The organism is Leucobacter sp. USHLN153 (assembly GCF_037145615.1).
GTDB lineage: Bacteria > Actinomycetota > Actinomycetes > Actinomycetales > Microbacteriaceae > Leucobacter.
The window spans coordinates 447,105-463,942 of sequence record NZ_JBBCXE010000003.1 but is presented as its reverse complement, the minus strand read 5'-3'; the positions used below and the strand labels follow the sequence as shown (position 1 = coordinate 463,942).

At 68.8% G+C, this 16,838-nt stretch carries 12 protein-coding genes and 1 tRNA gene; 5 read left to right on the top strand and 8 right to left on the bottom strand.

Annotation, left to right across the window (positions count from 1 at the left end; all coding sequences use genetic code 11):
- Nucleotides 1-650 precede the first annotated feature (650 nt).
- Nucleotides 651-732: transfer RNA gene (locus tag WFH00_RS07915), tRNA-Tyr, on the bottom strand.
- A 123-nt stretch (nucleotides 733-855) separates the two neighbouring features.
- On the opposite strand from WFH00_RS07915, the gene WFH00_RS07910 reads away from it, so the two are divergent.
- Nucleotides 856-1,353: a GNAT family N-acetyltransferase gene (locus WFH00_RS07910; RefSeq protein WP_336660217.1), complete on the top strand. Its 498-nt coding sequence runs from the start codon at nucleotides 856-858 to the stop codon at nucleotides 1,351-1,353.
- On the opposite strand, the gene WFH00_RS07905 is transcribed toward WFH00_RS07910, so the two are convergent.
- The 5 genes from WFH00_RS07905 to WFH00_RS07885 all read right to left on the bottom strand — a co-directional run bounded on the left by WFH00_RS07905 (nucleotide 1,350) and on the right by WFH00_RS07885 (nucleotide 8,808).
- Nucleotides 1,350-5,072: a proline dehydrogenase family protein gene (locus WFH00_RS07905; RefSeq protein WP_336660216.1), complete on the bottom strand. Its 3,723-nt coding sequence runs from the start codon at nucleotides 5,070-5,072 to the stop codon at nucleotides 1,350-1,352. The two genes, WFH00_RS07910 and WFH00_RS07905, sit on opposite strands and share 4 nt — an antisense overlap.
- Before the next feature lie 113 nt (nucleotides 5,073-5,185).
- Nucleotides 5,186-5,977, bottom strand: coding sequence for an ABC transporter ATP-binding protein (locus WFH00_RS07900; RefSeq protein WP_336660215.1), 792 nt, complete (start codon nucleotides 5,975-5,977; stop codon nucleotides 5,186-5,188).
- Nucleotides 5,978-5,981: 4 nt separating this feature from the next.
- Nucleotides 5,982-6,998: an ABC transporter permease gene (locus tag WFH00_RS07895; protein ID WP_336660214.1), complete on the bottom strand. Its 1,017-nt coding sequence runs from the start codon at nucleotides 6,996-6,998 to the stop codon at nucleotides 5,982-5,984.
- A gap of 45 nt (nucleotides 6,999-7,043) precedes the next feature.
- Nucleotides 7,044-8,057 carry an ABC transporter substrate-binding protein gene (locus WFH00_RS07890; RefSeq protein ID WP_336660213.1) on the bottom strand — a complete coding sequence of 338 codons (1,014 nt, stop codon included), beginning with the start codon at nucleotides 8,055-8,057 and terminating at the stop codon, nucleotides 7,044-7,046.
- Nucleotides 8,058-8,238: 181 nt separating this feature from the next.
- On the bottom strand, nucleotides 8,239-8,808 hold the full coding sequence (locus WFH00_RS07885) for a YbhB/YbcL family Raf kinase inhibitor-like protein (protein WP_336660212.1): 570 nt from the start codon (nucleotides 8,806-8,808) through the stop codon (nucleotides 8,239-8,241).
- Nucleotides 8,809-8,959: 151 nt separating this feature from the next.
- Between WFH00_RS07885 and WFH00_RS07880 the strand changes: the two genes are divergently transcribed.
- Nucleotides 8,960-9,763, top strand: a complete 804-nt coding sequence (locus tag WFH00_RS07880; protein WP_336660211.1) for a FadR/GntR family transcriptional regulator — start codon at nucleotides 8,960-8,962, stop codon at nucleotides 9,761-9,763.
- A 12-nt stretch (nucleotides 9,764-9,775) separates the two neighbouring features.
- Complete coding sequence (locus WFH00_RS07875; RefSeq protein WP_336660209.1) at nucleotides 9,776-11,353, top strand: carboxylesterase/lipase family protein; 1,578 nt, start codon at nucleotides 9,776-9,778, stop codon at nucleotides 11,351-11,353.
- Here the strand turns inward: WFH00_RS07875 and WFH00_RS07870 are convergent.
- Nucleotides 11,320-12,333, bottom strand: coding sequence for a MerR family transcriptional regulator (locus tag WFH00_RS07870; RefSeq protein WP_336660206.1), 1,014 nt, complete (start codon nucleotides 12,331-12,333; stop codon nucleotides 11,320-11,322). The two genes, WFH00_RS07875 and WFH00_RS07870, sit on opposite strands and share 34 nt — an antisense overlap.
- Before the next feature lie 342 nt (nucleotides 12,334-12,675).
- On the opposite strand from WFH00_RS07870, the gene WFH00_RS07865 reads away from it, so the two are divergent.
- Both WFH00_RS07865 and WFH00_RS07860 read left to right on the top strand, forming a co-directional pair.
- Nucleotides 12,676-13,605 carry a tRNA uridine(34) hydroxylase gene (locus WFH00_RS07865; protein WP_336660205.1) on the top strand — a complete coding sequence of 310 codons (930 nt, stop codon included), beginning with the start codon at nucleotides 12,676-12,678 and terminating at the stop codon, nucleotides 13,603-13,605.
- A 200-nt stretch (nucleotides 13,606-13,805) separates the two neighbouring features.
- Nucleotides 13,806-14,744, top strand: coding sequence for a hypothetical protein (locus WFH00_RS07860; protein WP_336660204.1), 939 nt, complete (start codon nucleotides 13,806-13,808; stop codon nucleotides 14,742-14,744).
- Nucleotides 14,745-14,830: 86 nt separating this feature from the next.
- Here the strand turns inward: WFH00_RS07860 and WFH00_RS07855 are convergent, their stop codons facing one another.
- Nucleotides 14,831-16,804 carry a M13 family metallopeptidase gene (locus WFH00_RS07855; protein WP_336660203.1) on the bottom strand — a complete coding sequence of 658 codons (1,974 nt, stop codon included), beginning with the start codon at nucleotides 16,802-16,804 and terminating at the stop codon, nucleotides 14,831-14,833.
- Between the last annotated feature and the right edge of the window lie 34 nt (nucleotides 16,805-16,838).

Sequence of the window (16,838 nt, the reverse complement as noted above, 5' to 3'; positions counted from 1 at the left end):
TCTCCGTAAAAAACGAATGCTCACCGGGCTGGGGAAAAACCAGCACCCATGAGCGAGTTCAATCTGGCAACAAAACCATCAACATCTGACGATTCGTTGTTATCCAAAAAAGGAATCTCCCACACCCACCAGATGGCGGGTGCCGGGGATTGTTAAATAATTGGCATATGACAATTAAAAGTGCACACTATTGAGTTCTCAAAGACCAGACACCACCCGTCACCCCCACCCAAGGAGGCTCCGAACAGCAACCTGTCATCATCCGCGGGAGTGTAAACACTCCAAGTGAAACCGTCCCGTGGACGTTCACCTTGCGGCGAGATCGATCTCTCACTTTACACGCTCAAACACGACTTTTGCAAGTCATGCTCTTGGCCGTTTCGTGAGAGCTGATGTCCGAGGCGGTGAGCGGCTTTCGCGCCGTTCCCGGCCTCGCTGACAAGGGATTACATTACGCGGATCCCGGGGCCCGGGCAATTGCGGCCCACATCCCGGGCGTGTCTCAGCTGAGGCTCTTGAAACCGCGGGGATCGACCGCTCCGAACAGACTGCGCACGCCCCCGAGAGAACAGCTCGCTCGCGCATTGCAGCAACGCAAAAGGCCCCAGCTCTCGAGATATTTCTCGAAGAGCCGGGGCCTTTCGGTTCCGTGGCGGGTGAGGGATTCGAACCCCCGTAGGCAGTGCCAGCTGATTTACAGTCAGCCCCCTTTGGCCGCTCGGGTAACCCGCCATTGGCTGCGCGTACGCGACCAGGAAGAAACTTTACCTGCTCGACCGCGCGAAACGGAAATCGGCGCCTCAGACCGGCGGGTTTGCGAACCGCGGGCGCGCGGCGCGTGCGAGGATCGAACGCATGTCGAACCTCCCCTCCGACCTCACGTTCCACAACGCCCACGTCACCGACATTCCGACCGCGACGTTCTACCGCATAGCCGCGCTCCGCCAGGACGTATTCGTCGTCGAGCAGGACTGCGTGTATCTCGACCTCGACGGCCGAGATCTGGACCCGGCCGCGCGGCAGCTCTGGGCGGAGGACGAGTCCGGAGCTATCGCGGCTACGGTGCGGATCCTGCCCGAGCGTGCGGGCGGGACGGACGACGCTGCCCACGATCCCACGCTCCCCAGCACTGTCAGTATCGGTCGCGTGGTCACCGCCCGCGCATTCCGCGGCCGCGGGATCGCCGGCGCACTCCTCGAACTCGCGATCGCGGCGTGCGAGGGCCGCGAGGTCGAGCTCCACGCGCAGTCGCATCTCACGGAGTGGTACGGCCGCTACAGCTTCATGCCTGACGGTGAGGAGTACCTCGAGGACGGGATTCCCCACACCCCCATGCGCCTCAGGCGTTCCTAGGGGGCGATATCCGCGTCGAGCCCCGGCGCTGAGACCGCGAGCCCGTGCCGATGGGCCCGCACCGAAACCGCCTGCTCGCGCAGCATCGTGAGCAGCTCGACCGGGCCAGCCAGTGTCACCGGTTCTGCCCAGACGGCCACGTGATCCTGTCGACCGAGCCACTCGACCGCCTGCGTCCGGTTGCCGTCGATCAGGCGCACTCGCAGCGCAACTCGCCCGTCAGCGCTCACCGGGCCCGCGACCGCAAGTCGCTCGAGCCAGGCGTCGTCTCGCTCGAGCGACACCTCCACATCGCGCTGCTCGAGGTACGCCGCAATCCCCTGCGGAAGCAACTCGCCGGTCGAAATCGTGAGCGGGGCCCGCACCAGCATTGCGGCAGCGACCACCCGAACAAGCGATGCCACGGACCCTCCCTCAGCGAGGCGCACGTGAGTCGGCACGGGGTGGTGGCGGATCACGTTGCGTTCGATCCCCAGCCCGATCGGGTCGCGATCCACGCCGAGCGACGTGCGCCACACCAGGGCATCGGCGAGCGCGGCGCGGCGCACGGCGTCGAACTCCTCGTACGTGAGATCGGGCTGAGCCGATTCGATGAGCGCCCGCACCTCAGGATCGAGCCCCCGCAGGTGCAGTGTGTCGCTGCGGCTTCCCGCGCGGACCCGCCATGCTCCGAGTGCGACCAGTCGGTTCGGCCCGCCCGCCAGGCCGCCGAGCCCCATGCCCGCCTCGTTCCAGCCGCCCCCAGGATGGCGCTCGATGCGCGTGCCGGTCGTCGTCCGGTTCACGAGAAGCGATGCGGCTTCGACGGTCTCCAACCACCCCGCGATCTCATCCTGATCATGGGAGTGGATCGCGGCCACACCGCCACCACCGGCAGCGTTCTGCGCTTCGACGGCGTCCGCGAGCGAATGCACGGCGCACAGACCGATGACCGGCACGTCCCGGGCGTCGCTCCAGAAGGTGGACGACGGTGCGACACCGATCCGCACCCCGGGACTCCACAGTCGCCCGGCCTCGTCGAGGCGCCGAGGTTCAACGAGCCACGATTCACCGCGATCGAGCTCCGTCAATGCGCGCAGGCCCGACGCTGAAGGTTCGGCAGGCAATGGCCCCACTGAGAACGCAAGTGGATCGCCGCCCCGCGGACGCGCGATGTCACCGGGATGGAGCGAGCGCACCGCGTCCGCGAGCCCGTCGCGGAACCTTCGGGATCGGGCGACGCTGCCGAGCACGAGCACCTGCCTCGCTGCCCGCGGATCTCCGGCTGAGCATGCGAATGCAGATGCCACGATGTCCTCGATAACGCAATCGAGATCCGCCGTGGGCGTCACGAGAATCGAGCCGCGCGCGCGAAAGCGACCCTCGACCCGGAGATCCGGTCCGCTGCGCGAGAGTTCCCTCGCATCGTCTCGAGAACCCAGCACGACCGCTCGATCGATACCGGGGTGAGCGGCGAGATCGGCAATGGTGCGCCCGATGACAGTCACTTCGAGACGCACGACCCCCGGAGTGAGCCCTCCGGCCTCGCACTCCTCCACCAGCGCATGAGCGGACCGAGACAGTGAACCCGGTGCTGCCCAGATCACACCACTTCCCGCTGCGAGCGCAGCGAACACGGACTCGGCCTGTACCGAGAGCGGCGTCGCGGCGTCGGCGACCACGAGCACAAGCCGATCGGGAACGAACGTCGCCCCTCGCACCGCCGCGAGACCCTCGGCGAGCTGCGCGCAGTACCGGGCGGCATCGGCGATTCCATCGACCTCGGCGTCGAGCTGCGACACCGGAGCGCCGGACTCGAGGGCGAGATTTCGAATCAGGCGGTCTCTGGCCGCGAGCACCGCGAGCGCGGCCCGTCGCAGGCGCGTCGCGCGGGTACGATGCGACTGTACAGCCCAGACTTCAGCTCGATCCCGTGCTGTCTCCGCGGCGCTTCCCGGGTCCAAATCCGCCGGTGAGAGTGCGACGGTCGCGTTCCGCTCATCGACCTCACGCGCGTCCTCAGCCGCACGGGTCAGCAGTTCGCGCACCCAGTCGCGGTTGGCAGCGACGGTCGCATCGGTGCTTGGCTCATTCGCAAACCCGGATTCCGACACGACCGGAATCGCGCGCGGCGGTGCCACGGGTTCGAGCGTGAACTCTCCCTCGGAGCCGCGGGTGAGGCCGAGTACCGCGGCGGTGAGACCGCCGGTGTCAAAGCGCGTGGGCTCATCCGGCGCTCGATAGAAGAGCCCGCTATCGCGCTCGCTCGGATCCCACTCGCGGGCTCGGTGCTGCGTGCGGTGGGACGAGGGTGGCGGATCCGCCGCGCGTGCACATGCGATGCTGAAGGCGCGAGTCGCGTCCTCGAGGGTGGCGTCGGGTTGCTCCCCCGAGGCCACCAGCGCCTCCAGGCGCGAAATCGCTGATGCATGGTCAGCAGCTTCCGCAGCGATCGAGACGAGGAAATCGAGCGCGCCGCCGAACTCCTTCGGAGGCACCGCCGGTACCGAGACGCGCACCTCGCGCGCGGACTTCCGCAGGGCTTCCGCGAGACCGGGCGCGACACCGCTGCGGAGCTGCAGTGCGTAGAGTTCCGCCGAGCCGAGGGCCTCCGCACAGGCGACGACCCCCGCGAGTACGTGGACGTCTTCCGTCGCGATGACGGGTCGCAGCACCGCCGCGCGTGCCGGGTGCAACGCGAGTTCGGCGAGCCGGAGGAGCTGCGCCGTCACCTCGATCGGGTCTTCGAGCACCGGCACCGGCAGTCCCGACTCGATCGACGCGATACGCTCTGCGCCCGCAACACCCCCGACACCGATGACAACCTCGGCGGGAGCGCCGCCGTCAGCCACGCGCCGCTGGGCCCACCGGCTCAAGCGGCCGTAGAACTCGCGCGATTCGGGAAGCTCAGCGAGCAGACGCACCCCGACGCGGGCGCGATCGAACTCGGGATCCACGAGCGCGCGGATCGTCACGTCCGGAAGCATCCGCGCCCAACGCACGCTCCGGGCCTCGAGATGTACCGTCGTGGAGTGCTCCGCGGCGGCGCGCAGGACGGGTTCGAGGGCGGCAGCGGCGCGCGTGACGTCCGAGTCGAACGACCAGTCGCTGCCGCCCGGCGCGATTCGAGCGAGGTCGACGACGAGGTGCGTCACCTGGGGAAGCCGGGCAAGCGCGGCGAGACGTGCGACCTCGACCGCGGCCGCGCGGGAACCGTGCGGCTCATCGCCGAGCGGAACGAGTACCGGTTTCACGCCGAGCTCGGTGAATCGCCGGAGCGCCTCATTGAGGGCGGAGAGCCGACCGGCCGAGGCGATCCTGCGCCCCGCCGGGTCCGGGAACTTCGCCGCGAGCACCAGACCCGACACCCGGTCTCGCAGCCACTTTCGCGCCACGGGCATCACGGCCCAGGGCAGCCCGAGCGAGGCGGCACCGCCGGCGCGAACGGCAAGTCGGTCGCGCGAGGGCATCGATTCCGGGGCCTCGCGCGCCATCGCATGCAGCGCGATTGCCGACGCGAAAGCGTCATCGGTGCCGGCTACAAACTCGAGGAGCCGTCGGGTGAACTCGAAGCTTTCGGGATCACGCCGAAGGCCGTCGAGCAGGTGGCCGCTCCCCCGCGACTCAGCAGCGCCGCTGCCCTGTCGCACCGCTTCCAGCCACTGGGCGACGAGCTCCTCGGTGCGCCCCGACTCGGCGCTCCAGATCGACGTTGCCGTCTCGACCGCTTCACGTGCCATGCGCCCACTGTAAGGCGGTCACGTCCGAATTTCGGGAGCGCACGCCGGGTGCGCTCACCGTCTCGCGCAGCTTCAGCCCAGCGACCTCTGCCCGGCGGTCTCAGTCTCAGCCGCTACGCGAGGAGCGCGCGATCGTCGAGCTGCGCACCCTTGATCTTCGCGAACTCCTCGAGGAGACCGGGCACCGTGAGCTTCCGCTTCTGCTCGGCGGTCGCCTCGAAGACGATATTGCCGTCGTGCATCATAATGAGCCGGTTGCCGAGCTTCAGCGCCTGCTCCATGTTGTGCGTCACCATCAGCGTGGTGAGGTTGCCCTGGGACACGATGCGTCCCGTGAGCTCCGTGACGAGCGCCGCACGCTGCGGATCGAGCGCGGCCGTGTGCTCATCGAGCAGGAGGATGCTCGGATGAGTGAAGCCGGCCATCAGCAGGGAGAGCGCCTGGCGCTGGCCGCCCGAGAGCAGCCCGACCTTCGCGGTCAAACGCGATTCGAGGCCCAGCTCGAGCGACCGCAGCTCCTCGCGGAAGCGCTCGCGCAGTGACTTACTCAGCGCGAGCCCGAGGCCACGGCCCTGCCCGCGGCGCACGGCGAGCGCGAGATTCTGTTCGATCGTGAGGTCTGGCGCCGTACCCGCCATCGGATCCTGGAACACGCGCCCGATGTACTTGGCTCGCTGATATTCCTTGAGCTTGTTGACGCGGCGGCCATCGATCTCGATGCTGCCGGAGTCGACGGTGTAGCGGCCCGAGATCGCATTGAGCAGCGTTGACTTGCCCGCCCCGTTCGAGCCGATCACGGTGACGAAGTCGCCCTCTTCGAGGCGCAGGCTGAGGCCCGAGAGCGCTCGCCGCTCATTCACGGTGCCGGCGAAGAATGTCTTCTCGATGCGGTCGATGTTGAGCATGCGACTACTTCCCAGCGGTGGTGTCGGGCTTGGACGCGGGGGCGCCGGCGCTGGCCGGCACGGGGGCGGACGGGGCGGGATCCGCCATCGCGGGAGCGCCCGGATTCTCGAGCGCGATACTGCCGTTCTTGCGTCGCAGCGCCGGAATCCGCCGCAGGAAGCCCCATCGCGGCAGGAGCAGCGCGATGATCACGAGCACCGCGGTGATGAGCTTCATGTCGTTCGGGTCGAGGCCCGCGCGCAGTGCGAAGAAAATGATGAGGCGGTAGATGACCGCCCCGAGCACGACCGCGAGACTCGCGAGCCAGATGAAGCGCTGCCCGAAGATGGCCTGTCCCAGAATGACCGAGGCGAGGCCGACGAGGATCAGGCCGACGCCCATGCTGATGTCGGCGAATCCCTGGTACTGCGCGACCAGCGCCCCGCAGAGGCCCACGAGGCCGTTGGAGAGTGCGAGCGTGAGGATCTTCGTGCGGTCGGTGCTGACGCCGAAGCTGCGGATCATCGGCCCGTTATCGCCCGTCGCCTGAATGGCGAGGCCGAGGTTCGTCGAGAGGAACCAGTCGACGATGAACTTCAGCACGAGCACCGCGACGAGGATGACCGCGACGCCGCCCCACGTGCCGAGCAGATCCGCGTCGCGGAGCGGCGTGAACGCGGTTTCCGCGCGGAGCAGCGGGAGGTTCGCCGCGACCGCGGTCCCCTCCTTCGCCGTTCCCATGATCCTCAGGTTGATCGACCACAGCGCGATCATCGTGAGGATTCCGGAGAGCAGGCCGTCGATGCGGCCCTTCGTGTGCAGCAGCCCTGTGATGAAGCCGGCGACGAGCCCCGCCCCCGCGCCCGCGAGGGTGGCGAGGACGGGACTGTGACCGTTCGTGATCAGCGCTGCGGCAACGGCGGCGCCGCTCGTGAAGCTCCCATCAACCGTCAGGTCCGGGAAGTTGAGCACCCGGAAGGTGAGGTAGACGCCGAGTGCCATCACCCCGTAGATGAGGCCGAGTTCGAGCGCGCCGATCATTGCGTGATCCTTCGATTCGTGTACAGGTGTTCGGGGAGGCCCGAACTACTCGACGGTCTCCGCCTGGTCGAGGATCTCCTGCGGAATCTCGACGCCCATGCGCTCTGCCGCGCCCGGGTTCACGACGTAGGTGAAGCTCTTCGAGACCTCGACGGGCATCTCGGCCGGATCGGCATCGTCCTCGAGAATCTTGATCGCGAGCTCGCCTGTCTGGTGGCCCAGCTCCGTGTAGTCGATCCCGAGCGTCGCGACCGCGCCGCCCTCGACGGTTCCCGCCTCGGCGGCGATCACGGGGATCTGCTTCTCTTCGGCCACCTGCACCAGCGATGCAATGCCCGAAACGACCAGGTTGTCGGTGGGCACGTAGATCGCGTCGACGTCGCCGAGGGCCTCGGTCGCCTGCGCGATGTCGTTCGCCGTCGTGACGGTCTTGGTGACGATCTCGAGGTCGAGATCCTTCGCGGCGTCCTCGGCTGCCTTGACCTGCACCTCCGAGTTCACCTCGCCCGAGGCGTACACGATGCCGACCTTCGACGCGTCCGGCACGATCTCCTGCAGCATCTTCAGCTGCTCGTTGAGCGGTGCGAGGTCGCTCGTGCCCGTGACGTTACCGCCGGGGGCCTCATTGGAATCGACCAGTTCAGCAGAGACCGCGTCAGTGACGGCGGTGAAGAGGATCGGCTTGTCGGTGATCGCCTGCGCCGCTGCCTGCGCTGCCGGCGTGGCGACCGCGAGGATCAGATCGTTGTCGGAGGTCGCGAAGCTCTGCGCGATGGTGACCGCGGTCGCCTGCTCGGCGTTCGCGTTCTGCTCATCGAACTCGACCGTTTCACCCTCGACGTATCCCGCGTCGATGAAGGCCTGCTTGAACCCCTCCGTCGCGGAGTCGAGCGCGGGGTGCTGCACGAACTGGCTGATGCCGATCTTGACGCTCTGGGGCGCATCGGCGTCTCCGCCGCTCCCCGCGTCGTCGGAGGAGCAGGCGCTCAGCGTGAGCGCGGCCACAGCGGTGAGGCCGGCAACGGTGAGCGCACGGCGGCGGAACGAGGTCTGTCGCATGAGTATCGAATCCTTCGGATGGAACGTCGCCGCATCAGCGCGCCGGCGGACTGAGAACATCGGCAGAAAATTGCCGATTCAATCATCGTAGACGGTCGCGCGCACGCCGCACGCGCCGGTCACAGTATTTGTGATCGACACGTTGCGCGGATCCTGCCCGCGGCCGCAGCCCTTCGCGGCTCTACGCGGCCCCGCCGTATTCTCCCGTTGCGACGATGATCGCGCGAGCGAGCACGGCCTCTCGCATGGTGAAGCCCATCGCGGCCGGCGTCATGCCCGGGTCGAGATCGAGTCGCTCCTCGCTGAGCGCGTGCACCACGAACCAGTAGTGATGGACGCCCGTGCCCTCGGGCGGCGCTGCGCCGGTGAACGCGGGTTCGCGCATCTCGTTCGGGATCGTGAGCGCGCCCTCGGGCAGCAGCTCGCTTCCCGGCGCGCCCGCGAGGGAGCCCGCGCCCGCGGCGATCTCGGTCACGCTCGCCGGAATGTTCGCGACGGCCCAGTGCCAAAAGCCGGATCCTGTCGGGGCATCCGGGTCGAAGCACGTGATCGCGAAGCTCTTCGTGCCCTCAGGGAAGCCCGACCACCGCAGATGCGGCGAGCGGTTGGAGCCGCCGGCCGCGTCTGCGTAGACCTCCGCGGGCAGCGGTTCGCCGTCTTGAATGTCGTCGCTCGCGAGCGTGAAGCTCGGCACCTGGCGCATCCCCGCGTACGGATTGATCGCCCCTCGACCCTGCTGTTCCTGCGTCATCGCGCCCCCTCGTTCGCTCTGCATTGCTGGTCACAGCCTATTGCTCCGCGGGCCGCCGAGACCAGGGTTTGCGGCACGAGAGCGCGGATCCCGCTCGTTATACTGGGTGCTCAGCACCGGCGCATCTCGCGCCCGAAGAATCGGAGCGGCCATGGCAGCGACCACTGGGTCAGATCGAGCACGCGCGACGCTCGCCTACCTGCGTCGCAAGATCACCACCGGCGAGTGGCCGGTCGGCGGTCGCATCCCGATCGAGCCGGAGCTCGCGGAGCAGACCGGAGTGGGTCGCTCGACGGTTCGCGAGGCCGTGCGCTCGCTCGCGAGCATCGGCATGCTCGAGACGCTGCCCGGACGCGGCACCTTCGTGCGCTCGGCCGCCCCGACGAGCACGCTGCTCAACGAGTTCCTCAGCGACTTCACGCTGGAGGAGATCCTGAGCTACCGCCGCGCGCTTGAGGTCGAGGCGGCGCAGCAGGCCGCATTGCACCGCACCGAGGAAGACGTCGCCGCGCTCGAACGCGCCGCGGTCGAGGAGGTCGGGTGCACGCGCTGCCCCGTGCTCGGCTTCGCGGGCGACGCCGATACGGCCTTCGACAGCCGATTCCACCGCCTCGTGTTCGACGCGGCGAAGAACCGCCTCCTCGCGGCGCTCTACGCGGGCATCAACGATCGGCTGCGCACGCCCGAGCACCGCGGTCGTCTTGCGAACGTGGCAACTGGCGCCGAGATGGAGCGCGACCACGCGCGGGTGCTCGACGCGATCCGCCGTCAAGATTTCATCGACGCCGTTCACGCGATGGTCAACCACGTCGACCACGACGTCGTCATCGTGAACGACCAGCACGAGGTGATTCCTCCCCTCGCTCGCACCCCTGAGCAGCAGCATCGCATCGACGAGGCGCAACGCGCGCAGGACTTCTCGCAGGCGCGGGTCGAGGACCAGGCGCGGGTCTGAGCGGCGCCTGGCGTGGTGGCACCGAGCGCTGATGGGATGCGACCTCCCGAGGTTCGCACGGAGCGCGGGAGCGTGCGCGGCGCGTGGGAAGCGGTAGGTGGCTGGCGGGGTAGCGGCGCTGGTGCTGGTGCTGGTCCCGACGCTGGCGCTGGTGTCGCTGCGGGCGCGGTCGCGGTCTTCCGCGGGATCCCGTACGCCGCTCCCCCGGTCGGTGCGCGCCGCTTCGCTGCTCCCAGCGCACCCCGCGCTTGGGATGGCGTGCGCGAGACTGTGGAGTTCGGCCCCACGCCGCAGCGCGGCGAGCGCGGCATCACACTGATCCCCGAGCACTCGATTCCGGGCGACGACACGCTGAGCGTCAATGTCTGGACGCCCGATCCCTCGCCCGCAGCGCGGCTTCCGGTCGTCGTGTGGATCCACGGCGGCGGATACATCTCCGGCTCGCCCGCGAGCCCCTGGTACGACGGCTGCACGTTCGCGCGCGACGGGGTCGTGTTCGTCTCACTGTCATACCGGCTCGGCTTCACCGGCTTCGGTTGGATCGAGGGCACCACTGCGAACCGCGGCGTGCTCGACTGGGTGGCGGCGCTCGAGTGGGTGCAGCGCAACATCGCTGCGTTCGGTGGCGATGCGGATCGCGTGACCATTGCCGGCCAATCCGCCGGGGGCGGCGCAGTGCTCACCCTGCTCGGCGTGCCGGCTGCGCGGGGCCTCTTCTGCGGCGGTTACGCGATGTCGGCGGCGATTGCGGATCCATCCGTCGCCGCTGCCGCCGAGCGCACGCGGGCTCTCGCGCGGGTCGCCCGCGTCATCGGCGATGTCGACGGACTGTCGACGATCCCCGAGGCGCGACTCCTCGAACTCGAGCGGCGGATCACGGCCCCCGCAGCACCGCACCTCCTCCGCGACCTGCACGGCATGCTCCGCAGCGGGCTCATGATCGGCCCCATCGCCGACGGGGACGTGGTGCCGGGCGACACACTCGCGTCGGTCGCTCACGGACCGAACGCCGGCGTCCCCCTCGTGCTCGGGAGCGCCGACGACGAGCTGGTCGGCATGTTCCCGCCGAGGCCGCTGCTCGATCACCTGCCGCGTCGCGGGGTCCTGCGCGCGCTCGGGGCGGACGGCGCGGCGGCGGATCGCTGGCTCGCGGATCCCGAAGCGATCGCCACCGAGAGCAGCGTCGTGCTCGTCGGTCGGTACGCCACCGACGCGGTGTTCCGTAGCTGGGTGCCCCGGGTTGCGGGGGCTCGCTCGGCGTCGCCTGCCTCGGGCGCGACCTGGAGTTATCGCTTTGCGTGGCACGCCCCCGAGTCGGAGTTGGGCGCACCGCACCACGCGGGCCACTGCGTCGATGTGCCGTTCGTGTTCGACCGGCTCGACGCGGCGGGGGTGGAGCGCGTCGCGGGTGCCCGCCCGCCGCAGGCGCTCGCGGACGCCGTGCACGGGACGCTCGTCGCGTTCGCGGAGTCAGGCGACCCTGGCTGGGCGGCCGACGATGGCGGAACCGGGCCGAGCCGCATTTTCGACGCTCCGGTGCGCGATGAGCTCGACGCCTACGCGTCGGCCCGCAAGTTGCTCTCGGTGTAGCTTCGCAGCGCGTCGCGCACGAACACTGCGCCCCTCGTGCCGCCGTAGTTCGCCGCGAAGCGCTCGTCGGCGACGTACATGTCGCCGAGGCCGCACACGTATGCGGCGAGCTCCTCATCCGTGGCGCCCGGACGCGCGGCGGGCGTGCCCGGGATGCTGCGCAGCCAGTCCACGTGGCGGTCGGCCAGCTCCTGCGCCTCGGGCGAGGCGGGGTCGGTGCCGCGTTCCGCGGCGGCGATCCAGTCGGCACCGAGCCGCGCGCTCCGCTCCTGCCAACCGGCGCGCTCCGCTTCGCTCATGCGGCGCCACCAGCGATCGCCCGACGCGTAGGCCTCCGAACCCCAGCGGCGCTCCACCTCCTCACGGTGGACGGTGTGGTCGAATCCTTCGAACATGTTCTCGGTCATGAGGTCTCCTTCGTGGTCGGGGTTTGTCGTCCGCGTGAGCGCATCGATGGTGCGCTGCACAGCGCCGATCTGGGTGGTGATGCGAGCGCGTTCGCGGCGCAGGATGTCGAGGTGAGACTGCAGGATTTCGGCCTCGGTGGTCGACGCCACGCGATCCGCCGCCCCTCGTGCGTTCTGCCGTGGCGACGCCGGAGTGACGTGCGCCGGTTGCTCCGCTTGTTCGTCTTGTGCCGCGATCACGCGGGCGATCGCGTCGAGCCCGAGGCCGAGCTCCCGGAGCAGCAGCACGCGCTGGAGGCGGACGAGCGCCCGGTCGTCGTAGTAGCGATAGCCGTTCGACCCGATGCGCGTGGGCGGCACGAGCCCGATCTCGTCGTAGTGCCGGAGCGTGCGCGAGGTGGTGCCCGACGCTCGCGCGACCTCCTGGACGCTGCGGAGTTTCGGTGCGGCCGGCGCGGCCCGTTTGGATGTCGCGGCCGGCGTGCCCGGCGTGGTCGGCGTGATCGGAGAGCCCGACGAGTTCGGTGTTCTGCGCGCGCCCGATCCGCTCGCTGCGCCAGCGCTCTTTCCCATCGCTTCCGTCCTCTCCTGGCTCATCGCTGTTGTGCTCGACGCGTTCTCCGTGCCTGCAGTCCCAAGGTAAAGGTTGACGCCGCGTGAAGGTCAAGCGGGTGTTCCCAACCGTCCGCAATCGGACCACGATCGGCCCGCCTGACGCTCTCGTCCCGCCTACTCTCTCTGCCATGAGACGCGAGTGGCCGGTTCGCGTCGAACGAAGCGGCCGTTCGCGTCTCTTCGGTGAGGATGCCCGGGGCTCGGGGGCAGGAGGGAGGGGGCCGGGGCGCGGACGGGGCCGAGGCGCGGGCCGAGCCGCGCACGCAGGGCCGCACGCAGCGGCGCGCGTACGATGAATGGGTGAGTGAGCCGAAGATACTGCTGTATTACGTGTTCGCCCCCGTCGCCGATCCCGAGGCCGTGCGCCTCTGGCAGCGGGAACTTTGCGAATCGCTGGGACTCCGGGGCCGCATCATCGTTTCGCCCCATGGCATCAATGGCACCGTCGGTGGCGAGCTCGACGCCTGCAAGCAATACCTCCGGCGCACGCGCGAGTACGGCCCGTTCGGGGGCCTCGAGGCGAAGTGGAGCGAGGGAACGGCCCTGGTCGACGGGCCCGCTGAGCCGCTGCACGGCGTGGATCGCGCGCCGCGTTGGAAGCGGATCACCGACTTCCCCCGACTCAGCGTGAAGGTTCGCGACGAGCTCGTGGCCTTCGGTATCCCCGAGGAGACCCGCGTCGATGCCGATGGCGTCGTGGGTGGCGGGCGGCACCTGTCGCCGCAGGAGGTCAACGAGCTCGTTGCGGAGCGCGGTGATGACGTCGTGTTTTTCGACGGGCGAAACGCGTGGGAGGCGGAGATCGGGCGCTTCCGCGGCGCTGTCGTGCCGGAGACTCGAACGACTCACGACTTCATCGAGCAGATCGACTCGGGCGCCTTTGACGAGCTGAAGGGCCGGCCCGTCGTGACCTACTGCACGGGAGGGATCCGCTGCGAGATCCTCTCGGCGGCCATGCGGGATCGCGGCTTCGGCGAGGTGTATCAGGTCGACGGCGGCATCATGAAGTACGGCGAGGCCTTCGGCAACGACGGACTGTGGGAGGGATCGCTCGCCGTCTTCGACGGGCGCGAGTCGATCGACTTCGCCCCGGGCGCCGAGGTGATCGGCCGGTGCCGCATGTGCGAGGCGCCGTCGCGCAGCATCGTCAACTGCGCCGACCCCGCATGCAAGAGCCGCTTCGTCGTGTGCGCCGAGCACGCTGGCGCCCGCTGCGCGGCCCACGCGTAGCGAGCGCTCCGCGCCCACTCCTCCCCACCCTGCGGCCGGGGTAACTTTCGACGCGTGTTTCGGCCGCGCAGTAAGCGACACGCGTCGAAAGTTACCTCGATCCCACGACCCGGCGGGGTCGATGCGGTGCCGCCGTGCCAGGCGCGCGACGGCGCCGCAAGGGGGCGTTCGCTCGCAGGCGCGTGCCCTACGCTGACCGCATGCCGAAACTGTCCCGCCGCGAGCGCCTCGCCGCCCGCATCGTGCAGCCCCGCAAGCAGAAGGCTGGCGAGCCCCGCCCCGTTGTCGAACGTTCGCTCGATCGACTCCTCGCCGTGCAGCGTCCTCCGGTGCTCGCGCACCTGCGGCGCATCCGGAAGAAGTACCCGACCGCGACGCCCGATCAAATCGTGCACGTGCTCGAGGTGCGCTACCTCGCCACCGTGACGGCCGGCGGCGCGGGCGTCGGGGCCGCCGCCGTGATTCCCGCTGTCGGCACTGGCATCGCGCTCGGGCTGGCGAGCGCGGAGACGGTCGGATTCGTCGAGGCGACGGCACTCTTCGCGCACTCGGTCGCCGAGGTGCACGGCATCGCGAGCACGGATCCGGAGCGCACTCGCGCCCTCGTGCTCGCGCTCATGCTCGGCCGGGAGGGCGCCGACCTCGTGCGACAGGTCACGCTGCAGGCGGTCGGCGGGGGCGGCACGCGCCGGGACTACTGGGGAAAAATGGTCACCTCGGCGCTTCCCCGCTACGCCGTCGGGCCCCTACTCGACCGTCTCAAGAAGACGTTCATGCATCGGCTGGCGGGCATCGGAGGTGCGTCCGTCGTGGGTAAGGTGCTTCCGTTCGGGATCGGGGCCATGGTCGGTGGCACCGGAAACCACCTCCTGGCCCGCCGCGTCATCCGCGCCGCGCAGGAGGCGTTCGGCCCCGCGCCGTCCGTGCTCCCGACCGCGCTCGAGCCGGTGATCGATGGGGGACTCGCTCCGCAGCAGTACACATCGCAGCGGTACGCACCGTCGCAGTATGAGCTCCCGCAGTACGCACCGCCGCAGTACGCACCGCCGCAGTATGCACCGCCGCAGTACGCACCGCCGCGCTACGCGTCGCCGACCGCCGGTGACCCCTCGGAGCGCGAAGGCGGCTCAGCGGCCTGATCGGCCACTAGTGGCTCTGCCGCCGGAAACGGCTCAGCGGAAGCAGCGGGTGGCGATCCGCGGGAGGGTCGCCACCCGACTCGCACCTACCAGATCGAAACGCGCTCGGCCGGGTCGAGCCACAGCTTGTCACCGGGCTTCGTATCGAACGCCGCATGGAACGGGGCAAGGTTGCGCACGATCTGATTGCAGCGGAACTCGTTCGGCGAGTGCGGATCGATCGTCAGCAGTCGCACGATTTCTTCCGGACGCGACTTCTGCTGCCAGGCCTGCGCCCAGGAGAGGAAGAAGCGCTGCGCCCCGGTGAGGCCGTCGATCACGGGCGGCTCTTCGCCGCCGAGCGAGTGCAGATACGCCTTCCAAGCGATCTCGAGGCCCGAAAGATCGCCGATGTTCTCGCCGATCGTCAGCTCGCCGTTCACCGTTTTGCCGTCAGCGCCCTCGGGAGAGAGCTCGTTGTACTGGCCGATCAGCGCACCGGTGAGGCGCTCGAACGCCTCGCGATCCTCTTCCGTCCACCAGTCGGTGAGCCGGCCGTCGCCGTCGTAGCGCGAGCCCTGGTCGTCGAACCCGTGCCCGATCTCGTGACCGATGACCGCGCCGATCGCGCCGAAGTTCGCGGCCGCGTCCCAAGTCACATCGAAGAACGGCGGCTGCAGAATGGCTGCGGGAAAAACGATCTCGTTGAAGCCGGGGTTGTAGTAGGCGTTGACCGTCTGCGGAGTCATGAACCACTCGTCGCGGTCGATCGGCCGGCCGAGCTTGCCCACCTCGCGCTCGAACTCGAACTCGGCAACGCGGCGCGAGTTGCCGAGCAGGTCGCCGGAATCCACCTGGAGCGCCGAGTAGTCGCGCCACTTCACGGGGTACCCGATCTTCGGGGTGAAGCGCTCGAGCTTGTCGAGGGCCCGCTTGCGAGTCTCCGGGCTCATCCACTCGAGCTGCTCGATCGAGTCACGGTACGCCTCGATGAGGTGGCCCACGAGCTCGTCCATCTCCGACTTCGCGCTCTCGTCGAAATGCCGCTCGACGTAGAGGCGGCCCACGGCCTCACCCATCGAGCCTTCGACGAAGGAGACGCCGCGCCGCCAGCGCTCGCGCTGCTCGGGTGCGCCGGTGAGTGCGGTGCCGTAGAAATCGAAGTTCGCTCGCGACATCTCCTGCGAGAGGAGCGCAGCCGAGGAGCGCACGATATTCCAGACGAGCCACGCCTTCCAAGCTTCGAGCTCGTCGTCGACGAGCAATTCCGCCATGCCCTCGAGCGCGTCGGGCTGCGCGGCAACGACCTCGGCGAAGGCGGACTCGGGTGCGCCGAGCGCATCGAGATACGCCGACCAGTCGAACTGGGGCGTGAGCTGCTGCAGCTCGGCGAGCGAGCGCAGGTTGTACATCTTCTGAATGTCGCGGCTCACCACGTTGTCCCAGTGGCACGCGGCCATGCGGCGCTCAAGTTCGTAGGTGAGTTCGGCGAGTCGATCCGCCGCCTCGACACCAGCGAGCGTCAGCATGCGCGAGATGTGCGCGCGGTACTGCTCTCGGATCTGCGCGAACTGCTCCTCGCGGTAGTACGACTCATCGGGGAGCCCGAGCCCGCCCTGCATCACGAACGCGATGTACCGCTCGGGGTTGCCCGGGTCGTTGTCGATGTACATGCCGTACAGCCCGGCGAGCCCCTGGCGTTCGAGGCTCGCGATTTCATTGAGCAGCTCGCCGATCGAAGAGATCGATCGCGCCCGTTCGAGATCGCCGGCGATCGGCTCGGCACCCAGCCGATCGACGCGCTCAACGTCCATGAAGCTCGCGTACAGCGCTGCGACCTTATCTGCTTCGGTTTCAGCGCCGGAGCCGGCCGCGGGTGCTTCGGTGCCCGTGATGATGTCGCGCACCGCCTCCTCCGCATTTTCCGCGAGGACCGCGAACGAGCCGTAGCGCGCCTTATCGGAGGGGATTTCGGTGCGATCGATCCACTTCCCGTTGACGTGGCGATACAGGTCGTCTTGCGGCCGCACCGCAGGATCGAGTTCGGCGAGATCGATTCCGGAGACTGCTGCGTTGCTCATACGTTCAACCCTACTGGGGGCCTCCGACACTGAC